Annotated in this window: 18 protein-coding genes and 4 tRNA genes; 4 read left to right on the top strand and 18 right to left on the bottom strand. The window is 64.2% G+C overall.

What is annotated here, in order from left to right; translation table 11 throughout:
* Positions 1-27: 27 nt before the first annotated feature.
* The 3 genes from L1892_RS21385 to L1892_RS21375 all read right to left on the bottom strand — a co-directional run bounded on the left by L1892_RS21385 (position 28) and on the right by L1892_RS21375 (position 340).
* Positions 28-101 (bottom strand) — tRNA-Phe (locus L1892_RS21385).
* Positions 102-140: 39 nt separating this feature from the next.
* Positions 141-214: transfer RNA gene (locus tag L1892_RS21380), tRNA-Asp, on the bottom strand.
* Positions 215-267: 53 nt separating this feature from the next.
* Positions 268-340, bottom strand: a tRNA-Glu gene (locus L1892_RS21375).
* A gap of 189 nt (positions 341-529) precedes the next feature.
* Between L1892_RS21375 and L1892_RS21370 the strand changes: the two genes are divergently transcribed.
* Both L1892_RS21370 and L1892_RS21365 read left to right on the top strand, forming a co-directional pair.
* On the top strand, positions 530-994 hold the full coding sequence (locus L1892_RS21370) for a hypothetical protein (RefSeq protein ID WP_235725787.1): 465 nt from the start codon (positions 530-532) through the stop codon (positions 992-994).
* An 81-nt stretch (positions 995-1,075) separates the two neighbouring features.
* A tRNA-Lys gene (locus tag L1892_RS21365) sits at positions 1,076-1,148 on the top strand.
* 128 nt (positions 1,149-1,276) lie between these two features.
* Here L1892_RS21365 and L1892_RS25075 read toward each other — a convergent pair.
* From L1892_RS25075 to L1892_RS21290, 15 genes are all read right to left on the bottom strand, one after another.
* Positions 1,277-1,555, bottom strand: a complete 279-nt coding sequence (locus tag L1892_RS25075) for a helix-turn-helix domain-containing protein (protein ID WP_372475372.1) — start codon at positions 1,553-1,555, stop codon at positions 1,277-1,279.
* 230 nt (positions 1,556-1,785) lie between these two features.
* Positions 1,786-2,076 (bottom strand): HNH endonuclease, encoded by a 291-nt coding sequence (locus L1892_RS21360; protein WP_235725786.1) that lies wholly within the window; start codon positions 2,074-2,076, stop codon positions 1,786-1,788.
* A gap of 407 nt (positions 2,077-2,483) precedes the next feature.
* Positions 2,484-3,140 carry a hypothetical protein gene (locus L1892_RS21350; RefSeq protein ID WP_235725785.1) on the bottom strand — a complete coding sequence of 219 codons (657 nt, stop codon included), beginning with the start codon at positions 3,138-3,140 and terminating at the stop codon, positions 2,484-2,486.
* The gene (locus tag L1892_RS21345) at positions 3,133-3,588 is read right to left on the bottom strand and encodes a hypothetical protein (protein WP_235725784.1); all 456 of its coding nucleotides are present in this window, start codon (positions 3,586-3,588) and stop codon (positions 3,133-3,135) included. Before L1892_RS21345 ends, L1892_RS21350 begins: the two co-directional genes overlap by 8 nt.
* A gap of 20 nt (positions 3,589-3,608) precedes the next feature.
* The gene (locus tag L1892_RS21340) at positions 3,609-7,787 is read right to left on the bottom strand and encodes an aggregation-promoting factor C-terminal-like domain-containing protein (protein WP_235725783.1); all 4,179 of its coding nucleotides are present in this window, start codon (positions 7,785-7,787) and stop codon (positions 3,609-3,611) included.
* 42 nt (positions 7,788-7,829) lie between these two features.
* Complete coding sequence (locus tag L1892_RS21335) at positions 7,830-8,249, bottom strand: hypothetical protein (RefSeq protein ID WP_235725782.1); 420 nt, start codon at positions 8,247-8,249, stop codon at positions 7,830-7,832.
* 154 nt (positions 8,250-8,403) lie between these two features.
* Positions 8,404-8,712 (bottom strand): WhiB family transcriptional regulator, encoded by a 309-nt coding sequence (locus L1892_RS21330; RefSeq protein WP_235725781.1) that lies wholly within the window; start codon positions 8,710-8,712, stop codon positions 8,404-8,406.
* On the bottom strand, positions 8,709-10,175 hold the full coding sequence (locus L1892_RS21325) for a hypothetical protein (RefSeq protein WP_235725780.1): 1,467 nt from the start codon (positions 10,173-10,175) through the stop codon (positions 8,709-8,711). Before L1892_RS21325 ends, L1892_RS21330 begins: the two co-directional genes overlap by 4 nt.
* The gene (locus L1892_RS21320) at positions 10,172-10,906 is read right to left on the bottom strand and encodes a bifunctional DNA primase/polymerase (protein WP_235725779.1); all 735 of its coding nucleotides are present in this window, start codon (positions 10,904-10,906) and stop codon (positions 10,172-10,174) included. The genes L1892_RS21325 and L1892_RS21320 overlap by 4 nt, the downstream gene beginning before the upstream one ends.
* Positions 10,903-11,151 carry a DUF6011 domain-containing protein gene (locus L1892_RS21315; RefSeq protein WP_235725778.1) on the bottom strand — a complete coding sequence of 83 codons (249 nt, stop codon included), beginning with the start codon at positions 11,149-11,151 and terminating at the stop codon, positions 10,903-10,905. Before L1892_RS21315 ends, L1892_RS21320 begins: the two co-directional genes overlap by 4 nt.
* Positions 11,152-11,285: 134 nt before the next feature.
* On the bottom strand, positions 11,286-11,651 hold the full coding sequence (locus tag L1892_RS21310; RefSeq protein ID WP_235725777.1) for a hypothetical protein: 366 nt from the start codon (positions 11,649-11,651) through the stop codon (positions 11,286-11,288).
* On the bottom strand, positions 11,648-11,983 hold the full coding sequence (locus L1892_RS21305) for a hypothetical protein (protein WP_235725776.1): 336 nt from the start codon (positions 11,981-11,983) through the stop codon (positions 11,648-11,650). Before L1892_RS21305 ends, L1892_RS21310 begins: the two co-directional genes overlap by 4 nt.
* Entirely contained in the window at positions 11,980-12,690 is a 711-nt protein-coding gene (locus tag L1892_RS21300; RefSeq protein WP_235725775.1) for a hypothetical protein, read from the bottom strand. The genes L1892_RS21305 and L1892_RS21300 overlap by 4 nt, the downstream gene beginning before the upstream one ends.
* Before the next feature lie 14 nt (positions 12,691-12,704).
* Positions 12,705-12,950: a hypothetical protein gene (locus L1892_RS21295; RefSeq protein ID WP_235725774.1), complete on the bottom strand. Its 246-nt coding sequence runs from the start codon at positions 12,948-12,950 to the stop codon at positions 12,705-12,707.
* Positions 12,950-13,168, bottom strand: coding sequence for a hypothetical protein (locus L1892_RS21290; RefSeq protein ID WP_235725807.1), 219 nt, complete (start codon positions 13,166-13,168; stop codon positions 12,950-12,952). The genes L1892_RS21295 and L1892_RS21290 overlap by 1 nt, the downstream gene beginning before the upstream one ends.
* A gap of 161 nt (positions 13,169-13,329) precedes the next feature.
* Here L1892_RS21290 and L1892_RS21285 point away from each other — a divergent pair, with 161 nt between their 5' ends.
* Both L1892_RS21285 and L1892_RS21280 read left to right on the top strand, forming a co-directional pair.
* Positions 13,330-14,031 carry a helix-turn-helix domain-containing protein gene (locus L1892_RS21285; RefSeq protein WP_235725773.1) on the top strand — a complete coding sequence of 234 codons (702 nt, stop codon included), beginning with the start codon at positions 13,330-13,332 and terminating at the stop codon, positions 14,029-14,031.
* Positions 14,021-15,175, top strand: coding sequence for a tyrosine-type recombinase/integrase (locus tag L1892_RS21280; protein WP_235725772.1), 1,155 nt, complete (start codon positions 14,021-14,023; stop codon positions 15,173-15,175). Before L1892_RS21285 ends, L1892_RS21280 begins: the two co-directional genes overlap by 11 nt.
* Positions 15,176-15,315 lie beyond the last annotated feature (140 nt).

Genomic DNA, 15,315 nt, shown 5'->3' with positions numbered 1-15,315 from the left:
CCGGAGTGATTTCCGGGGGTTGTGACGTGGCCAGGGCCGGGATCGAACCGGCGACCTTCCGCTTTTCAGGCGGACGCTCGTACCAACTGAGCTACCTGGCCGGACGGCACCCGAACCGAATGCCTATCGCAAGAGACTTGCGACCCTGACGGGACTCGAACCCGCGACCTCCGCCGTGACAGGGCGGCGCGCTAACCAACTGCGCCACAGGGCCATGTTCTGTTGTGTTGCACTCTCTCCGACCCCCGCGAAGGGTCCGAGCAAGCGTACCCCCTACGGGATTCGAACCCGCGCTACCGCCTTGAAAGGGCGGCGTCCTAGGCCGCTAGACGAAGGGGGCCGGTTCTCCGTGAGGAGGTCTCCGTTGGGAGCCGACTCAGCTTAGGACACTCTCTCGACAATTCACAAATCGGGAGGTCGGACGCTGTTTCCACGCCATCACACCGGTCGTGTGGAAGCCACGTCTTCGCGTCCCCCGAGTGGCCACCCTTCGCTGAAAACGATCCGGCATTCATGATAGGCAAGAGAGATGGGGGAACAACTCTTCGTGCGCCCGGTCGACCCGTCGACGAACGGTCGGACGGCACCGTTCGACGACGCATCGATCCGAAGTTTCGTCGCACGACACCTGCTCCCGATCGCCACGGCCGACCTCGACGCCGACGATGCGCCTCCGGTGGACGGAGGTCGCCGAGTCGCCGGGACCACTTACGTCGACAGGTCGGGGATACGGGTGGACATCGGCCCGGAGGCGATCGTGGTGCACGAATCCGGCCACGCAGCCGAGCAGACGATCTTCGCCGCCCTGACCGAGATCGGGGGCATCGCGATCGACCCCGAGCAAGCACTGGCGATCAGCTGCGACGTGACCTGGCTCGACGCCACATATAGCCCGATCGACACGCTGGTTGTGGTGTCCACCGCCACCGAGTTGAGTGCGGCGATGCGCACAGTCCTCCCGGAAGCCGGCATCGTCGACGGTCGGCGGCGATGAGCGGCACCGACGACGTACCGACCCGACGACGGTGCCGTCGATGATGCCTGTAAACTCGTCGTCGCCCTGCCCGCAGGGCACGCCCCTATAGCTCAGTTGGTAGAGCTACGGACTTTTAATCCGCAGGTCCCAGGTTCGAGCCCTGGTGGGGGCACTCGCCTAGCTGCGAAAACGCGGATCGGCCTAGTATTGCGCCTGGGCCGATCCATCGTTTATTCACCGTTTATGGTGAGCGCATTCCACTCCCGTTCCGGTTTGTGCATGCACTGTCACGCCCTGCGCTCAGTATGGCGGCGGCGCATCCCACGACCGCACCCACCGCACCAACTCCGAGTGCTCCACATAGTATTTTCCGCCCCGCCAACGGAACACCAACTCACCATCTCTGTACGCGCGGCGAACCGTATCCACGGACATGCCAAGCTTGGTCGCAGCCTCCTGCAACGAGTAAGCGATCTGGTTCGTCTCCGAGGAACCGGCAGCCCCGACCAGCGCAGAAGACCGAGCCAGACTGTCGACAGCCGCCGTAAGGTCCGCGATCGCAACAGACAACCGTTCCATCTCCGTAGCCACAAAGACCAAGTGTGCGGCATCACGACCGGCCCCGTAGGTATGAGATGGGGAGGGAACCCCTCCAGACCGTGACCGCTCCTCATGGCATTGGCGGCACCCCCTCCTGATACCCCCCCCCCCGCCCCCTGGGGAGGGAACCCCCAACCAGGGCGCAACGCCCACGGATGGCTTAGGGCCTGACTGTCTGTACGAAACTGGAACCGTTTCGGCGGTTCAGTTCAGATCAGGCCGGGGTGCTGGCGTGGTGCTCGTGTCCGCCGTCCGTGACGACCGTAGGCCGCTTCACGTGCAGTTTTGGGGCGGTGACACGGCTGGCACAACAGTCGGGCGTTGCCGAGGCTGTCGTCGCCGCCCTGGGCGACGGGCACGATGTGGTCGGCTTCGAGCAGTACTTCGCGGCCGTCGGCACCGCACAGCGCGCACCGGTTGTCTTCGGCGATCAGCCGGCGGCGGATCTTGCGCCATTGCGGACTGGATGTGCGGCTGGCACCACCGTTCACCCACACCACAGACTGCTCCGAACACGTGACGGTGGTGTGGAAAAAACGACGGGGAGAGAGATCCCGCCAATGACCTGAGTGGCGGGTGGTGGGGTTGGGGGCTCCTCCCCCTGGGTGTTCACCAGGTGCGCCAGGTGACGAAGGTGCGTGCGGGTGGTGGTGCGGGGAGTGGGGGTAGTCGGTCGCTTTTGGTGCGGTTGCAGTCTCGGTTGTCGGTGAGCGGCCTGTTTGTTGGCCAGCTCGTCGAGTCCTCCTTTCGCTATGGGGATGATGTGGTCGACAACGTAGCTGCGTGGGTGTGGGTGGGTGAGGTCGTAGTCGATCTCACCGCCGCAGATGCCGCAGGGTGGGGCGTCACGCGCGATGGTTTTGCGGTGGCGGTCGCGGATGGTGGTGTTGCGGTGCGTGTGCATGGGTCAGCTGGGGTAGAAGGTGGTGCCGAGGCCGCCGCTGTTCATGTGGGCGCGGTGTTTGCTGTCGTGCTGTTCCTGTTCGGTGTAGGTGTCGGCGATGTGTTGCAGGTCGTGGTCGGCCATGCCTCGTAGTTCGGTGGGTGCGGGGATTTGGAAGACCATGGCGTCGGCGACACGGGTGTTGCGTCCGTCGGGGTTGTCGGCGAGGGCGTCGAACAGGTCGCGGGTTCCGGTGGTGTCGGCGTAGGTGTTGACGATGTCGGTCCAGCCTTGGGTGGAGGCGCGTTGTGCGACGGCGCGGGCGAGGTAGGTGTCGCCGGTTTGCTGGGCGCGGTCGAGCATGGCGGTGGCGTCGTCGCTGCTGTCGAGTTTGGCGGCGCGGTCTTGGCTGTCGCGCATGAGGATGACCGCGGATGGGTCGTTGCTGTTGACGCCGAACAGTTGGCGTTCGAGGCGGGTACGTTCGGCGGCGCGTTGGGTGGTGAATTGTGCTTTGAGTTGGTCGGCTTCGCGGCGGGCGGCGACGGTGGCTTTGGCCATTTCGCGGCGTCGTCCGGTGTCGCTGTAGTTGGGGTTGGATCGGATGTTGCGGATGGTGTTGTCGAGTCCGTTGCGGATGGCGGTGATGTCGCCCTTGATCGAGTCGTAGTGGCTAGGCATTGGTGATCTCCTTCTTGTCGGCGTCGTAGAGCGTGTTGGTGTCGGGGTCGTAGTAGCGGACGGGTACGGGTTTGGTGGACTCGTGGGACCAGTCGCGGTGGATCTGGATGAGTTCGCCGTTGGTGAGGGTGTCGAGCGCTTTGAGCGTGGCGGCGGGGATGCCGGCGAGGCGTAGGTGGTTGAGGATCGCTTCGCGGTCGGTGATCTCGGGTGGGGTGTTGGTGACGGGCTGGCCGTGTTCGTCGAGGACGGGTTCGCCGTTGTCGCCGAGGACGGGGGTGGGTGTCATGCGTTCGGTGGACCAGTCGAGCAGGGCGGTGTCGAGGCCGTTGATGTAGTCCATGCGGGTCACGGTGAACGTGATGGGTTTGGTTTTGCCTTTGCGGGGGATGGTGAAGTGGCACTGCACTTCTTCGCCGTGTGCTGGGGTGATGTAGTACTTGGGCATGGTGGTGGTGTTCCGTTCTGTTAGAGGCTGGCGAGGCCGGCGCGGAGGGCGGTGTCGCGTTGTTTCTGGACGCGTTGCAGGGCGCGGTCGTCGGCGACGTTGTAGGTGACGCGGCCGCGGTCTTTGAGTCCGAGTTCGAGCAGCCCGATGACGCGGTCAAGTTTCGCGCCGAGGTCTGCGGTGCTGCCCGCGTCGAGGGACCGTTTCAGGTCGTTCGGGTCGAACGGCAGAGCAGTCTCTTTGTGGCCCAGCCCGTTACGGACGAGGGTGGTGCCAGGGTGGATGACGCCGCCGACGTCGTACCAGCCCTGTTGATCCCAGTGGGCGCGGGCTCCGGCCGGGTCGGTGTAGCGGTCGCTGACGTAGCGGTCGTAGGCGGTGCCCTGTACGCGTGGGTCGGGGTTCTCGTCGGGCAGGTACTGGTCTTTGGTGGTGCCGAGGAACTGCGCCAGCCCGAACGCCCCGGACTGCGGGTTGCGGGCGGTCGGATTCCACGAGGACTCTTTGCCGATGATGTAGTCGGTGTCGGTCCACGGCTGCCCTTGCCGCCACACCTCCCGCAGGCCCGACCGGAAGGCGTCTTTGATCGGGCTGCCGGTCGTCGGCAGTCCTGCGGCGGCACCGCCGAGGTCTTCACCGGGTGCCGGTGTTTGGGTACCGGGGTCGGTGACCGGCGGAATGCTCGTGCCGCTTTGTCCGATGGGGTTGGTGCCCAACGATTGCTGGCGTTGCTGATCGTATTCCGCTGCCGCTGCTGCGATACCGGGGGTGTCGTTGATGGAGAACACTTCGAACAGCGACTTGAGTTGACCTTCGACCGCGGCTTTGGCGGCGTCACCGAGCCCACCGGACAGCGAGTTCGAGGCCGTGGTGCCGCTGGTGCTGAGGCCGGAGGTGGTGCCGCTGGTGCTGTAGTCCCCGGCACCGGGTGCAACCTGCACCCACGTTCCGTCAGGGCGTTGCACGTAGCCGCCGGCGTCAGAGCCGGGGTCGGTCCACGATGGGCCGAGGGGCAGGAATGCGTGCTGGGTGAACTGCGGATCGTCGGCACCGGCAGCCTGCCCGCCGACCTGGCCGTTGCCGCGGGCACCTCCCATTTCGACGTTGGTGCCATCCGGCAGTGTGCCGGCGGTGTGGCCGCCGCCGGGGCCGCCGTTCTTCCAGCCGATGCGGTAGTCCCCCGAGTTGCCGCGACCCAACTGGAAGCCGAGTTGCGGTAGGTAGGCGGCGAACCCCGCTGTGGACGAGCGGCCCGCCCAGGGGTCGAGTCCGACGGCGTAGCGGGCAATGCCGGATTGGGTTGCGCTGCAATCTCCCCAGTGCACCCCCGCCCACACATAGGGCGAACCTTCCAAGCCTTCGTCGCGGGGGAACCGGTTCAGCGCGTCAGCGGTGACGCGTCCGCCGTCGGCGTAGCCGAGTGCGGAGGGGAATTCGCCGGTGCGGTTCATGTAGTCGAGGGCTCCGGGCATCGCTGATTCCAGGGCGCGGCGTGATGCTTTCTTCACCACGAACTCGTCGGCGTGGACGACGCCGGCGGGCTGCCATTTCGAGCCTGGTCCGGTCCAGCCGCCCTCGGCGCGGCCGGGGCCGCTGTAGGTGTCCCCGGCGTAGGCGGGTGATCCCCACGAACCGTCGGGCATCTGCACTCGGAAACTGACGGTGCGTTCACGCGCAGCGTCATCGAGGCCTTTGTTGACGATGCCGACCTTTTCCATGATCTTGTCGATCAGCATGTCCACCTTGGGGTTCGCGGTGGTCTGATCGAGTTTGATCAGCTCGTTGAGCGAGACGTTGGAGCCTTGCAACAACTTGTCGATCGTGAGGCCCGCTTCACCGGATACCGAGGTGCGGTCGATCTGCAGCAGCGCGGCGTGCGCTGCGCCGGTCTTCGCGTCGAACGACGCCTTGTTCAGATCGACCTGCGGGTTGGCTTTGATCGCGTTGAGCAGTTCGACGTTGCCGACGACGGTCTGTAGGCGTGCGGTGGCCTGGTCGGTGTCGGCGGTGACTTTCACCTGACCGTTCGGCAGCGACTGCAGGGTGAACCCCATCTGCTTGAGCGCGTTCTCGGTGCCCGCCAACTGGGAGTTGTCGACCTCGATCGAGAATCCTCGGCCCTGGTCTTTGAACTGGCCGGCGAGGGCGGTGAAGTTTTTCTGCACGGTGCCCAACGCCTCGGCCTGCTGGCGTGCGGCATCGCGTGATTCGGTGATCTTCTGATTCGAGTCACCGAGCGCGTAACCGAGTTCGACTGCGGCCTTGGCTGTCTCGCCAAGATCATTCGCAGCTACATTCCAGTCTCGTCCGATCCCTGCGTCGGCGAACTTCTTCTGAGCGTCAGCGTTTCCGCGCAGCGCCGCCGTGTATTCGTCGATCGAGATACCAGCTTGCTTGAGTTGATCGAGCTGCCGGTCGGAGATGACTGCGGTGACGCGGTTACGGACCACCTCGTCGATCTGGGCGTTGACCTCGTTGAGTGCGGTTTGCTGGCCTTCACCGGCCGCCTGGATTTGTTCGCTGGTGACCGCGACCCCGCCCTTGCGAGCGTTGGCGAACGCACCCGCCTCGGTGAGGCCCTGGTAGACCTGTTTCTTGCCGTTCTCGTCGAGTGCGCCGGTGTTGAAGTTGATCGACTCCGACAGGGCGTCAACCATCTCTTTGTGGCGGCGGGCTTGGTCGGCGGCCTTTTGCTGGTGGGTCGTGTACGCGCCGAGCGCAAGCCCGCCGGCTGCCAACGCCAACCCGAGCGGCCCGCCGAGCGCACCGGCCATGAGGCCGGCACCACCTCGCAACGCCGACATGGCACCGGTGGCGTTCATGCCGTTGCGCCGCAACACCTGCAGGTGCGCGTTGGCCGTGGAGAGTGTCGGGTTGGCTTGGCGTACATAGCCGAGCGAGGTGCGATAGGCCTCCCCGAACGCACCCACATTGGTGCCCGCGGTACGCAAACCGGATGCCAGCGGGCCGAGTGTGCTGGTGATCCCGCCGACGAGTCGCGGGACGGTACGAAACGCCAACCACCCGGCCATGAACGCGGTCACCAGGCCGGTGTTGTCTTCCATCAAACTGGCGGTCGTCGACAGTAGCGGGTTGAGGATTTCCAGGGTGGTGGTGCCGGCCTGCAGGGCGACGAGCAGCAGTTGCCACCCCGACACCCCCAACGCTGCCGACGCGCGACCGAGTTCGGTGGCGATCTGCCCGACGCTGGGTGCCAGGTCACCGACCGCGTCACCGAGACCCGCCAGCACCTCGCGGGCGTCATCCAACGACCCCGATGCTTGGAATGTGTCCAGCGCGGACTGCAGTTTCGGTGCCCACTCGTCGAACACCTTCGCATCGAACGCGGTCGCCAGGGCTTCGGCTTTCGGGGTCAGCGCATCGATACCGCCGGTGATGGAGGTGAAGAAACCGGGTAGACGTTCGAACGTCGGCCCCTCCACCGCAGCACCCAAGCGGCCCATCGACGCGATCATGTTCTCAAACGAACCCTTGACCGTCTTACCCGACTCCAACGCAGCACCGGCAATGTTGGCGTCGATCGCTTTGAAAAAGATCTCCGACGAGACTTTGCCGTCCGCAGCAAGCCCTTTGACCTCCTTGGCGGCAACCCCCATCTCCTTGGCCAGCCATTGATAGATGGGGATACCCCGGTCAGCCAACTGATTCAGATCATCGGTGTATGCCTGCTGCCCGGTCTGGACCTGGTTGAAGATCGAACCCATCTCCGAAAGCGACGACCCCGCGATCGAGGCGGCATCGGCAGTCGAGGACAGGTATTTGGTGAGGTCTTGGCCGGGTTTGATGCCGGCGGCGATCGCTGAGGCCGCGATGGTAGCGGCGTCACCGAGACCGTAGGCGGTGCCCTTCACCGAAGCGAGGGCAGAGTCCATGACAGTAGCGGTGGTTTGGGCGCTGTTCCCGAGGCCCGCCAACTTGCCCTTGGCCTGGTCAATCGCCGACAGCCGATCAAACCCCTTGTAAAGGGCTGTTCCGATCGCCGCACCACCGGCAGCGGCAGCCGCAACAGCCCCACCCTTCAGCGCGGTACCGAGAGCACCCGACATCTTGGTGCCCATCGACCGACCAGCCCGTTCGGCTTGCCGATCCACCTGCCCCAGAGCCCGATTCACCGCGGGCGGGATCTTGCTGGTCTCCGGGAGAATGCTGATATACGCGGTCGCTAGCTCCGTGGCCATCAGGCTGCCACCTCATACAGCTCACCTGATGGCCACGAAACCTTACGCCGCTGGTTGCCTCCTAGGTCGTCGTGCATCCCGGCGCTCCTGTCTGTAATCCTCCACCGTGTCTCGGCGGAAAACCCAGGCCCCGTTGGCCAACTGTTCTCCGTCGAGGGTGGAACTCAGGCGGCGGATCTGTCGTTGCGTGACACCGAGGATGGTGGCGGCTTCAGCGGACCCGATGAGTTCCTCTGGTGACAACGGTTGCACCACAAGCGGTTCAGGTCCGTCCTCATGTCCCGACTCGGCCACACTCGAGTACGCCTCAGCGGCAGCGTGATACAACTCGGTCAACACCGGAGGTGGCTGTTTGTCGCGGCGTTTGAACTCGGTCAACGCGGCCAACGCGGCGAACTTCAGGTACCGCAAACTCGCCTCATCCTCGACCTGGACCACCGTGCCCAGCGCGCGGGCACTCACGCCGCATCCTTCGGCCGACGTTGCGCATCGAGGTAATCGACCAAGCACTGCTCGCACGTCCAACCGTGCTTGCTGCCCTTGTGCGATCGACACGGCCCGTAGCATCGCCGGCACACATGCGGGCGTTGCTCACGTTGCTGATCCCGTGGCTTGCTCATGCTGCTCTCACCCCCTTCCGTGGTCGACCAGGTTGATCCGGGAGGCGACCGCCGATCACCGCACGGTCGAGATCCGGTTGGGAGTCTGCCCACGACCGACAGGCGTCGAGAACCGGGCATTGCCCACACAGGGCTGCTGCCCGGTTGTGCCGGTACGTGGCGTCCTCGACCGCCTCACCGTTCGCCCGTGGGTCGAACAGATCCGCCGACCCCACACACGCGGCGGCAGGCAGCGCGGGCACGGCCTGCAGTACCTCGGCGAGCAGCGAAACGATGCCCGGTTCCCGGCGCTTCTGCCCTTTCATGCGGCACCTCCGTCGGTGAGGCAGGTGACGTGCGCGGAGACGGTGGGCTTGCAGGGGTCTCCGCAGACCTTGCACGTGTTGTGCGCCTCTGGTGTTTCCGCAGGTCGCCGTCCGCTGAACGCAAGCGGCGGTGGTACACCGTCTAAATCTGGTACACCGTCTGTGACCTGCGGCTTTCCCGAAGTTGCGGGTACACCGTCAGAATCAGGTACACCGACATCTCCGCTGCTCAGCGGCACTTTCTGAGACGGTGTACCACGGTGTACCGGTGTACCCCCCGCCAGCACGCGGTAACGCTTGCCGCGAGCGACTGAAATCTCTTCGATCTGCTCCGCGTCGACGAGTTCGGCCAACGCTGATTCAAGGTGCTCCCGAATGTCGGCCTTGATCTTGTGCCGAAGCTCGCGCGTCGCTAGCTCTCCGTCCCGACCCAGCCGCCGCAGGACAGCCTCCTTAGCTCGCTGAAGTTTGCGCTCAGCCATGATCTCTTCGCGATCAGCCGCCGCCCGAGCCTTCGCCCTATTGGCCCGCCGCGCCTGGTCGTTCATCGTCGCTTCGACTCGCGCACGGACCGAATCAGACCGACGCATCAGCACGCCCGCCAACTCCCAGTCCTCCAGACTGATGGCGTACATACGCCCATCGAGCACCATCAACGCGGCTGCCACTTTTGCTCGTGTCAGCAGCTTGTGACCATCGAGCGGATCGACATTCTCTCCACGCAGCTTCGCCAGGTGATGAGATTCCATTGCGTGCCACGCGTCGGCCGGCAACTCAAGATGGGTCTGCCGGTCACCAGCCACCAGTGTTCGCGGCACATTCCACCTGGCGGGTTCCTCTGGGCGTACGTCGGGAGCGTCAGGATCATCGACAGGAGCCCAGAACACCCGCTGCGCGGTTCCTTTGGTATCCCCGAGCAGAGGTGCCGCTGCTTCAGGCTGGACACCGACAACGACCATCGCCCGATAGGAGTGGGCCGGCACGATGACGCGGGTGTGCTTCTGCGCATTCGCGGAACCGAGAGCTTCACCCGAGTACAACTGCCGCAGAACCGCGGGGAGCGTCGCCCCTGTGCGACTGCTGATCGCTGCGATCGAATCGACCTCACTGGCCGAGAAGATCGCCGCCCGAACCTCCTGCTCTCCCTCGCTATTAGCAGCGAACGTGCGGGCGAGCCCCTCCCCAGAGCCGATCGGCAGTTCGACGATCGACGGCAGATTCGTTGCAGCTCGCGCCGCTGACTCGCTCGCACCCTTGCCGTGTCCGGAAGGCCCGACCATTGCCACAATCATGTTCAGCGAAGCTGCGCCACCAATCACCGGCGGCAACACTATGTTCGGGTCCACACTGGCCAAAGCCCTAGGGATCAGTGCGGCGAGCGTCGCCTCGGGCGCGACCCGACGAGATCGAGCAAACTGCTGCACATGCGCCAACACAGCTCGCGCATCCCAGAAATCTCTCATGCCGCTGCCGCCTTCCGCATCGCCGACTGCACAGTCCGTTGCGCCTCGACCTCGGTCAGGCCAACGCTCACTGCGGCCTGGACGAGGTCAACGAACACCGCCGGATCAGCGCCGCCCTCAACCGCCCTGCACGCCGCCCAGAAAAGGGTGGCGTTGCGGTTGCCCTCGGTTGCGGTCGCGACGGTCTGCACGAGTCCCGAACAGGAACCACTAGCGTTACGCCAGTCCAGGTCACTCGGAATGGCGGCCACTGGAGGTGTCACCGCGTTGAGCAGATGCGCCGGGAGCGGTGCCGCCGACGTTTCGTCGATCCACCGATACCGGTCGCCCGATGGGTGGATGCTCGGTGGTACCACGAGGTAGCCGCTGCCGGTCTTGATATCGATTCCCTTCGTGCCGGCGAGGCGGCCTCGGACCCGGCCGTCGTGACGAAACCACAAGTGCCATCCACCGCCGCCGGTGGCTGCGGTGCGGGTCGGCGGAAGGGCACCGAGTGCGTCGAGGGTGCCGCCGCTGCGCGGGTCGACGTCGAGCACCACATACCCGCGTGGTGGCCGAAGCCCGATGTTGCAGCGGGGATTCGCTTCCCACCATGCACTGACCTGGTCGACGTTGGTGGTGGCGTCGTCTTTACCGTGGGCGCATGCGGGTCGCTTGGTCCGGGGAACCAACGGGAAGACTGGTAGCCCGCGGCGGGCGTAGTTGATTGCTGCGGTTGCGAGGTCGGTCATGCGGCCCCCTCAACAACGCCATGCTCAGATGTGTCAGCGCCACGCGTGGTGGTCTTGCGTCGGCAGTCTGGGCCGACGCCACGAGCTTTGGACGCCTGGGCGGTCAACGGGCGACCGCACACCGAGCAGGCGACAGCGAGGATGAAACCGCCGCCACGCAACGCGGCGAGCATCAATCGGTCGGCAGGGTCGACGTAATTGTCGGGATACGGGTCGGGGGTATCGATAGAATGTGTCGTAGACACGGGTTTGTCCTTCCGGGCCGGTCCCCGAATTGATCTCGGGGACCGGCCACTTGGGTTTTAAAGGGAAAACGCTGGCCAGGAACCTCCACGACGCACGGCGTCGTTGCTAACCCCACAGCGGAAGAACGATCAGGTCAGTTGTGGCTATCACCTCCATCACGTCGCCAGAATGGTTTGGGCGCGAGCGTGATCCGTTCGCCTGTGGCGTCCTCGAATATCAACTCCACGCCGTCCTGTTGGGCGTAGTGAATCAAGGCGTCACCCATATCCGGTTCGGCTGAGTTGGTCAGCGCCGCGAATTCCTTGTTTCGGCGGATTCCGGCTTGCCGCAACGTCACCGGCAATGACATGGCATCCCGCGAGCCCGATCGCTGGTAGTGCTGGGTGAGCACGTCCGGGTTGACCCCCATCAGCAGTGCGGTAGCCGCATCGTTCAAGTAATATTCGCCGTCGGCTTCGCGTTTGACGAACGCCGTCCTCGGGTCAATGTCCTTGCTCATCGCGGACCACCGGCCTCGGTCGCCAGTTCCCCCAGCTTCGCCCGGAAGTCATGCCCGGTAGTCTCTTTCGCCACATCCAGCGCCGGAGCCAAGACATTGCTGAGCATCATCGGCAAGACCGCCGCAATCAGATAGTTGAACTCGTCAACCGACCGTGATGTCAGCCAGCGTTCCCAAATCTCGTCGGTCTTCGGATCGTCACCCGCCGAGGCTGCGAGTTCGAACATGAACTGCAGGGCATCGTCCTGAAGCCGTTTCATGTCGACCACTGCCGACGGTTGGCCGTCGTCACCAACAATCAAGAACCGATCGGGCATCGGATTGTCGGTCACTGGGAGACCTCCCCGTGCACGGCGCGCAAGGCGTCGATCAGAGCTTCGCTGTGAGGGTCGTAGAGGTGTGCGCGAGGCGCATCAAGCAACTCCGCCAGGGCGGTCATCATCAGTTGCCGCAACGCCTTCCGTCGCGACACCGCCTCGAGATGAGCGTCAACCCGATGACAGTTCGGGCAACTCATCGCCCGCCACTCACCGACATCATCGGGGTCATACGATCGGCCATCGAGAGTGTCGCCAGCCGGGGCCGGGGCCGGCCCGGTGAACGAGTTATCACGCGGAACCTCGGGGAGTGCCGTGAGTTCGCCGCAGAAAGCCCTGACGCGCGGCTCGCCTCGCTCACGGGCTTCCCGCTCGTCTTTCGTCCACCAGATGTGGCGAAGGAGCGGGTTGGTCGTGAAGTTCTCCCGGTACGCGTCCATCGCGGCCACCGACTTGTTGCCCCGATCATCGGGCATCCCGAGTGCGAGTGCGTAGCGCGTCTCGTCATAGTCGAAGCCTGTGATCAACGCGTGGGTGGTGATGGCCTCGCAGTGCGAGCACTTCAGCTGTCCGGTGTTGCGTTCGTGTTCGCGATTTCGCGGCTGCCGGCACTGCCGCACTGTGCCGCATTCGCCACAGATCGCCAACTTGTAGGCGCCATGGCCATGACGCCTGAACTTCTGCAGTTGAGCGACGGTTGGCGGGGTGTGTACGCTTTGCATCAGCTTTCCTTCTTCTAAACGGTGGGGTTGGAAACATCGGCCTCGGAATCTGTTGGCGCAGATCCGGGGCCACTTTCTTGGGCTGCTGCCGCCATTCGGTCGACCAGCTCACTGAAACGTGTAGGCGGAGTGTCGCTGCGGAGGACCCGCTTCGCGGCCTCGACCAATTCGGCGTTACGCCGAAGGTCCTCCGTCTGATCGCCGTTCGGGTCGAGTCCGAGATCCTCGATACGGTCCCGGTCGTCTTGCATGAACGGCATCAGGCTGCTCCGCCGGTCGACTGACGATCGATGAAGTCGGCAATCTGCTGATCGGTGCTAAATCGCCGCTTGCGCACCTTGACCGAGCCGAGTGCGCCGGAATGCCACAGACCGAAGACTGTGGAACGCGACGCCCGGATCTTGTCACCAGTCTCTTTCCAGTCATTCAAGTTCGGAATGCTCGCCGGTTGGGGCACCGGGTTATCGACCGTTGTCATAGAGGTTGGTCCTTTCCTGAGAAGTTCAGTTGTCGGAAACCGCGACGTAGTGTGTCACGTACCGCGACAGATAATCGATATCCTGTCGCTGACTCCGACGGTAGCATGAACACCAAAAAACCTGCAATGAAACGCACCAGGATTTATGAAATGATGTCGCCATGGATGACACCACTCCCCTAGTCCCGGCGATGGGGGCAGCGATCAGGGCCGCACGCGAAGCCCAATCCCTAAGCGCTGTAAAGCTATCTGCGCTAACCGAAAAGGTCGGACACAGAATCCATCGCGTCGCCATCGGCAAGATGGAAGAGGGCGAACGCGAGCCCACTGTTACAGAACTCATCGTGCTCGCACGGGCATTGCGGGTGCCGCCGCTCGAACTGATCTACCCGAATCTTCCCGATGGATTCGCCGAGGCATGGCCGGGCCACACCGAGCGCGCATTCGTAGCGGCACAATGGTTCTCAGGAGAACTGGCACTCGTAGAAGAGGCGGACGGTAGTGTCTGGTTCGACCCGCACGAACTTGCAGACGTAACGCGAGTGGGGTCAGCACGGAAGATTGAAGAGGCGCTAGCGGAGTGGTCCATGGCCGAGTTTCGCGTCGCCGACACCCTTGCTGCCAAGCATAGCGAGGGCCTTGAGGTAGACACCGCCGTCAGGCTCGCCAATCTCGCGCGAAAGAACCTAGTGGATGCGGTCGTTCGAGCGATACGACGCGGCGACACCATCGAACCGTACTTGTACCCTGAGCAGATTCAGGAACCGATTCGCGAAGCCTCGCGGGCGGCATCAAAAGCCTCGATCGAGCGCGCGAGGCGTGTAGCCGCCGAGATACGAGGTGAAGTAGCCGATGGCAGGTAGACCGCCGCTGCGGATCGGACAGCACGGAAAGATCACCCGAACCGACCTCGGCTCCGGGGTCTGGCTGGCACGCTGCCGCTTCCGAGACCGCGACGGCGTCACCCGCATCGTCGAACGCAGAACACCAACAGGCTCCACCGACAAGTACGGGGACAAGGCGGAAGCGGCCCTTGTCGCCGCACTCGACGGCCGCCGACCGCCCACCGCCGACGTATCCGCATCAACCCTCGTCGTGGACCTCATGAAAGACCACGTCGCCCGACTACGCGAAGCCGGTGAGCTATCACCGGTATCCATCGACGTCTACGAACGCGCCGTGCTCGTTGCTCGACCGCGGATGGCCGGCCTCAAGGTCAGCGACCTCGACCCCGCGCTACTACACGACCTCCTCGCCGGCATCCGCCAGGCACACGGCGACCGCGAACGCGCCGTGCGCGCAGTGCTCAACGCAGTCCTGACCCGCGCCGTAATGGCGAAGGCCATCGACACCAACCCCATGCGTGAACTCGGCCGGACCAGGCGCAAGAGCGAAGGCCCCAAGGGTGCCCCGGCACTCGATCCGACGGAAGTGCTGCGAGCATACAAGCGGGTCCGTACCTCGGCGTACTGCCGCAGAGCAGACCTCCGCGATCCGGTCCTGACACTGATCGGGACTGGTGTCCGTCGTAGCGAAGTACTAGGAATGCGTTGGTCAGACATCGACCTTGATCACGCAACCGCCAATATCAGTGGCCGCGTCGTTCGGATCAAGGGCGACGGCCTCGTGTGGCTGCCGGCCACCAAGAGCGGCGCACCCGGCCGCACCGTGCCGCTACCGGCGTTCGTGGTTGCTGCGCTCCGGGCACGCCGCACGTCTCGGATTTCGGATACCTGGGTCTTTCCCTCGACGTCGGGTGGTCTGCGCGACCCGGACAACTTCAACAAGCAGTGGCGGCGAGCACGCGGATTGTTCGACCTCGACCAGGTGACATCCCACTCGTGGCGCAAGACCCTTGCCACGGTCATCGACGATGCTGGCCTCTCCGCTCGGATCGGTGCTGACCAGCTCGGCCATGCTCGGCCATCCATGACACAGGACGTGTACTGGAAGCGTGGTTCGGTCCACACCGAGGTAGCCGCAGCGATCGACAAGATCGTCCGCTGATCCATCACTTATTCATCGAAAATAGGCACAGATCGGCACAGATTCACAGAGACGACGATGAACGCAAGACGCGGTAGATACGCTCGGCGGCAACATCATTCAAGACTCTCCCGAACCCACACAAACGCAGATTAGTAATC

Origin of the sequence: Gordonia tangerina, assembly GCF_021556435.1 — a bacterium.
In the GTDB taxonomy this organism is placed as follows: Bacteria; Actinomycetota; Actinomycetes; order Mycobacteriales; family Mycobacteriaceae; genus Gordonia; species Gordonia tangerina.
This window is presented reverse-complemented; position numbering and strand designations above follow the sequence as displayed.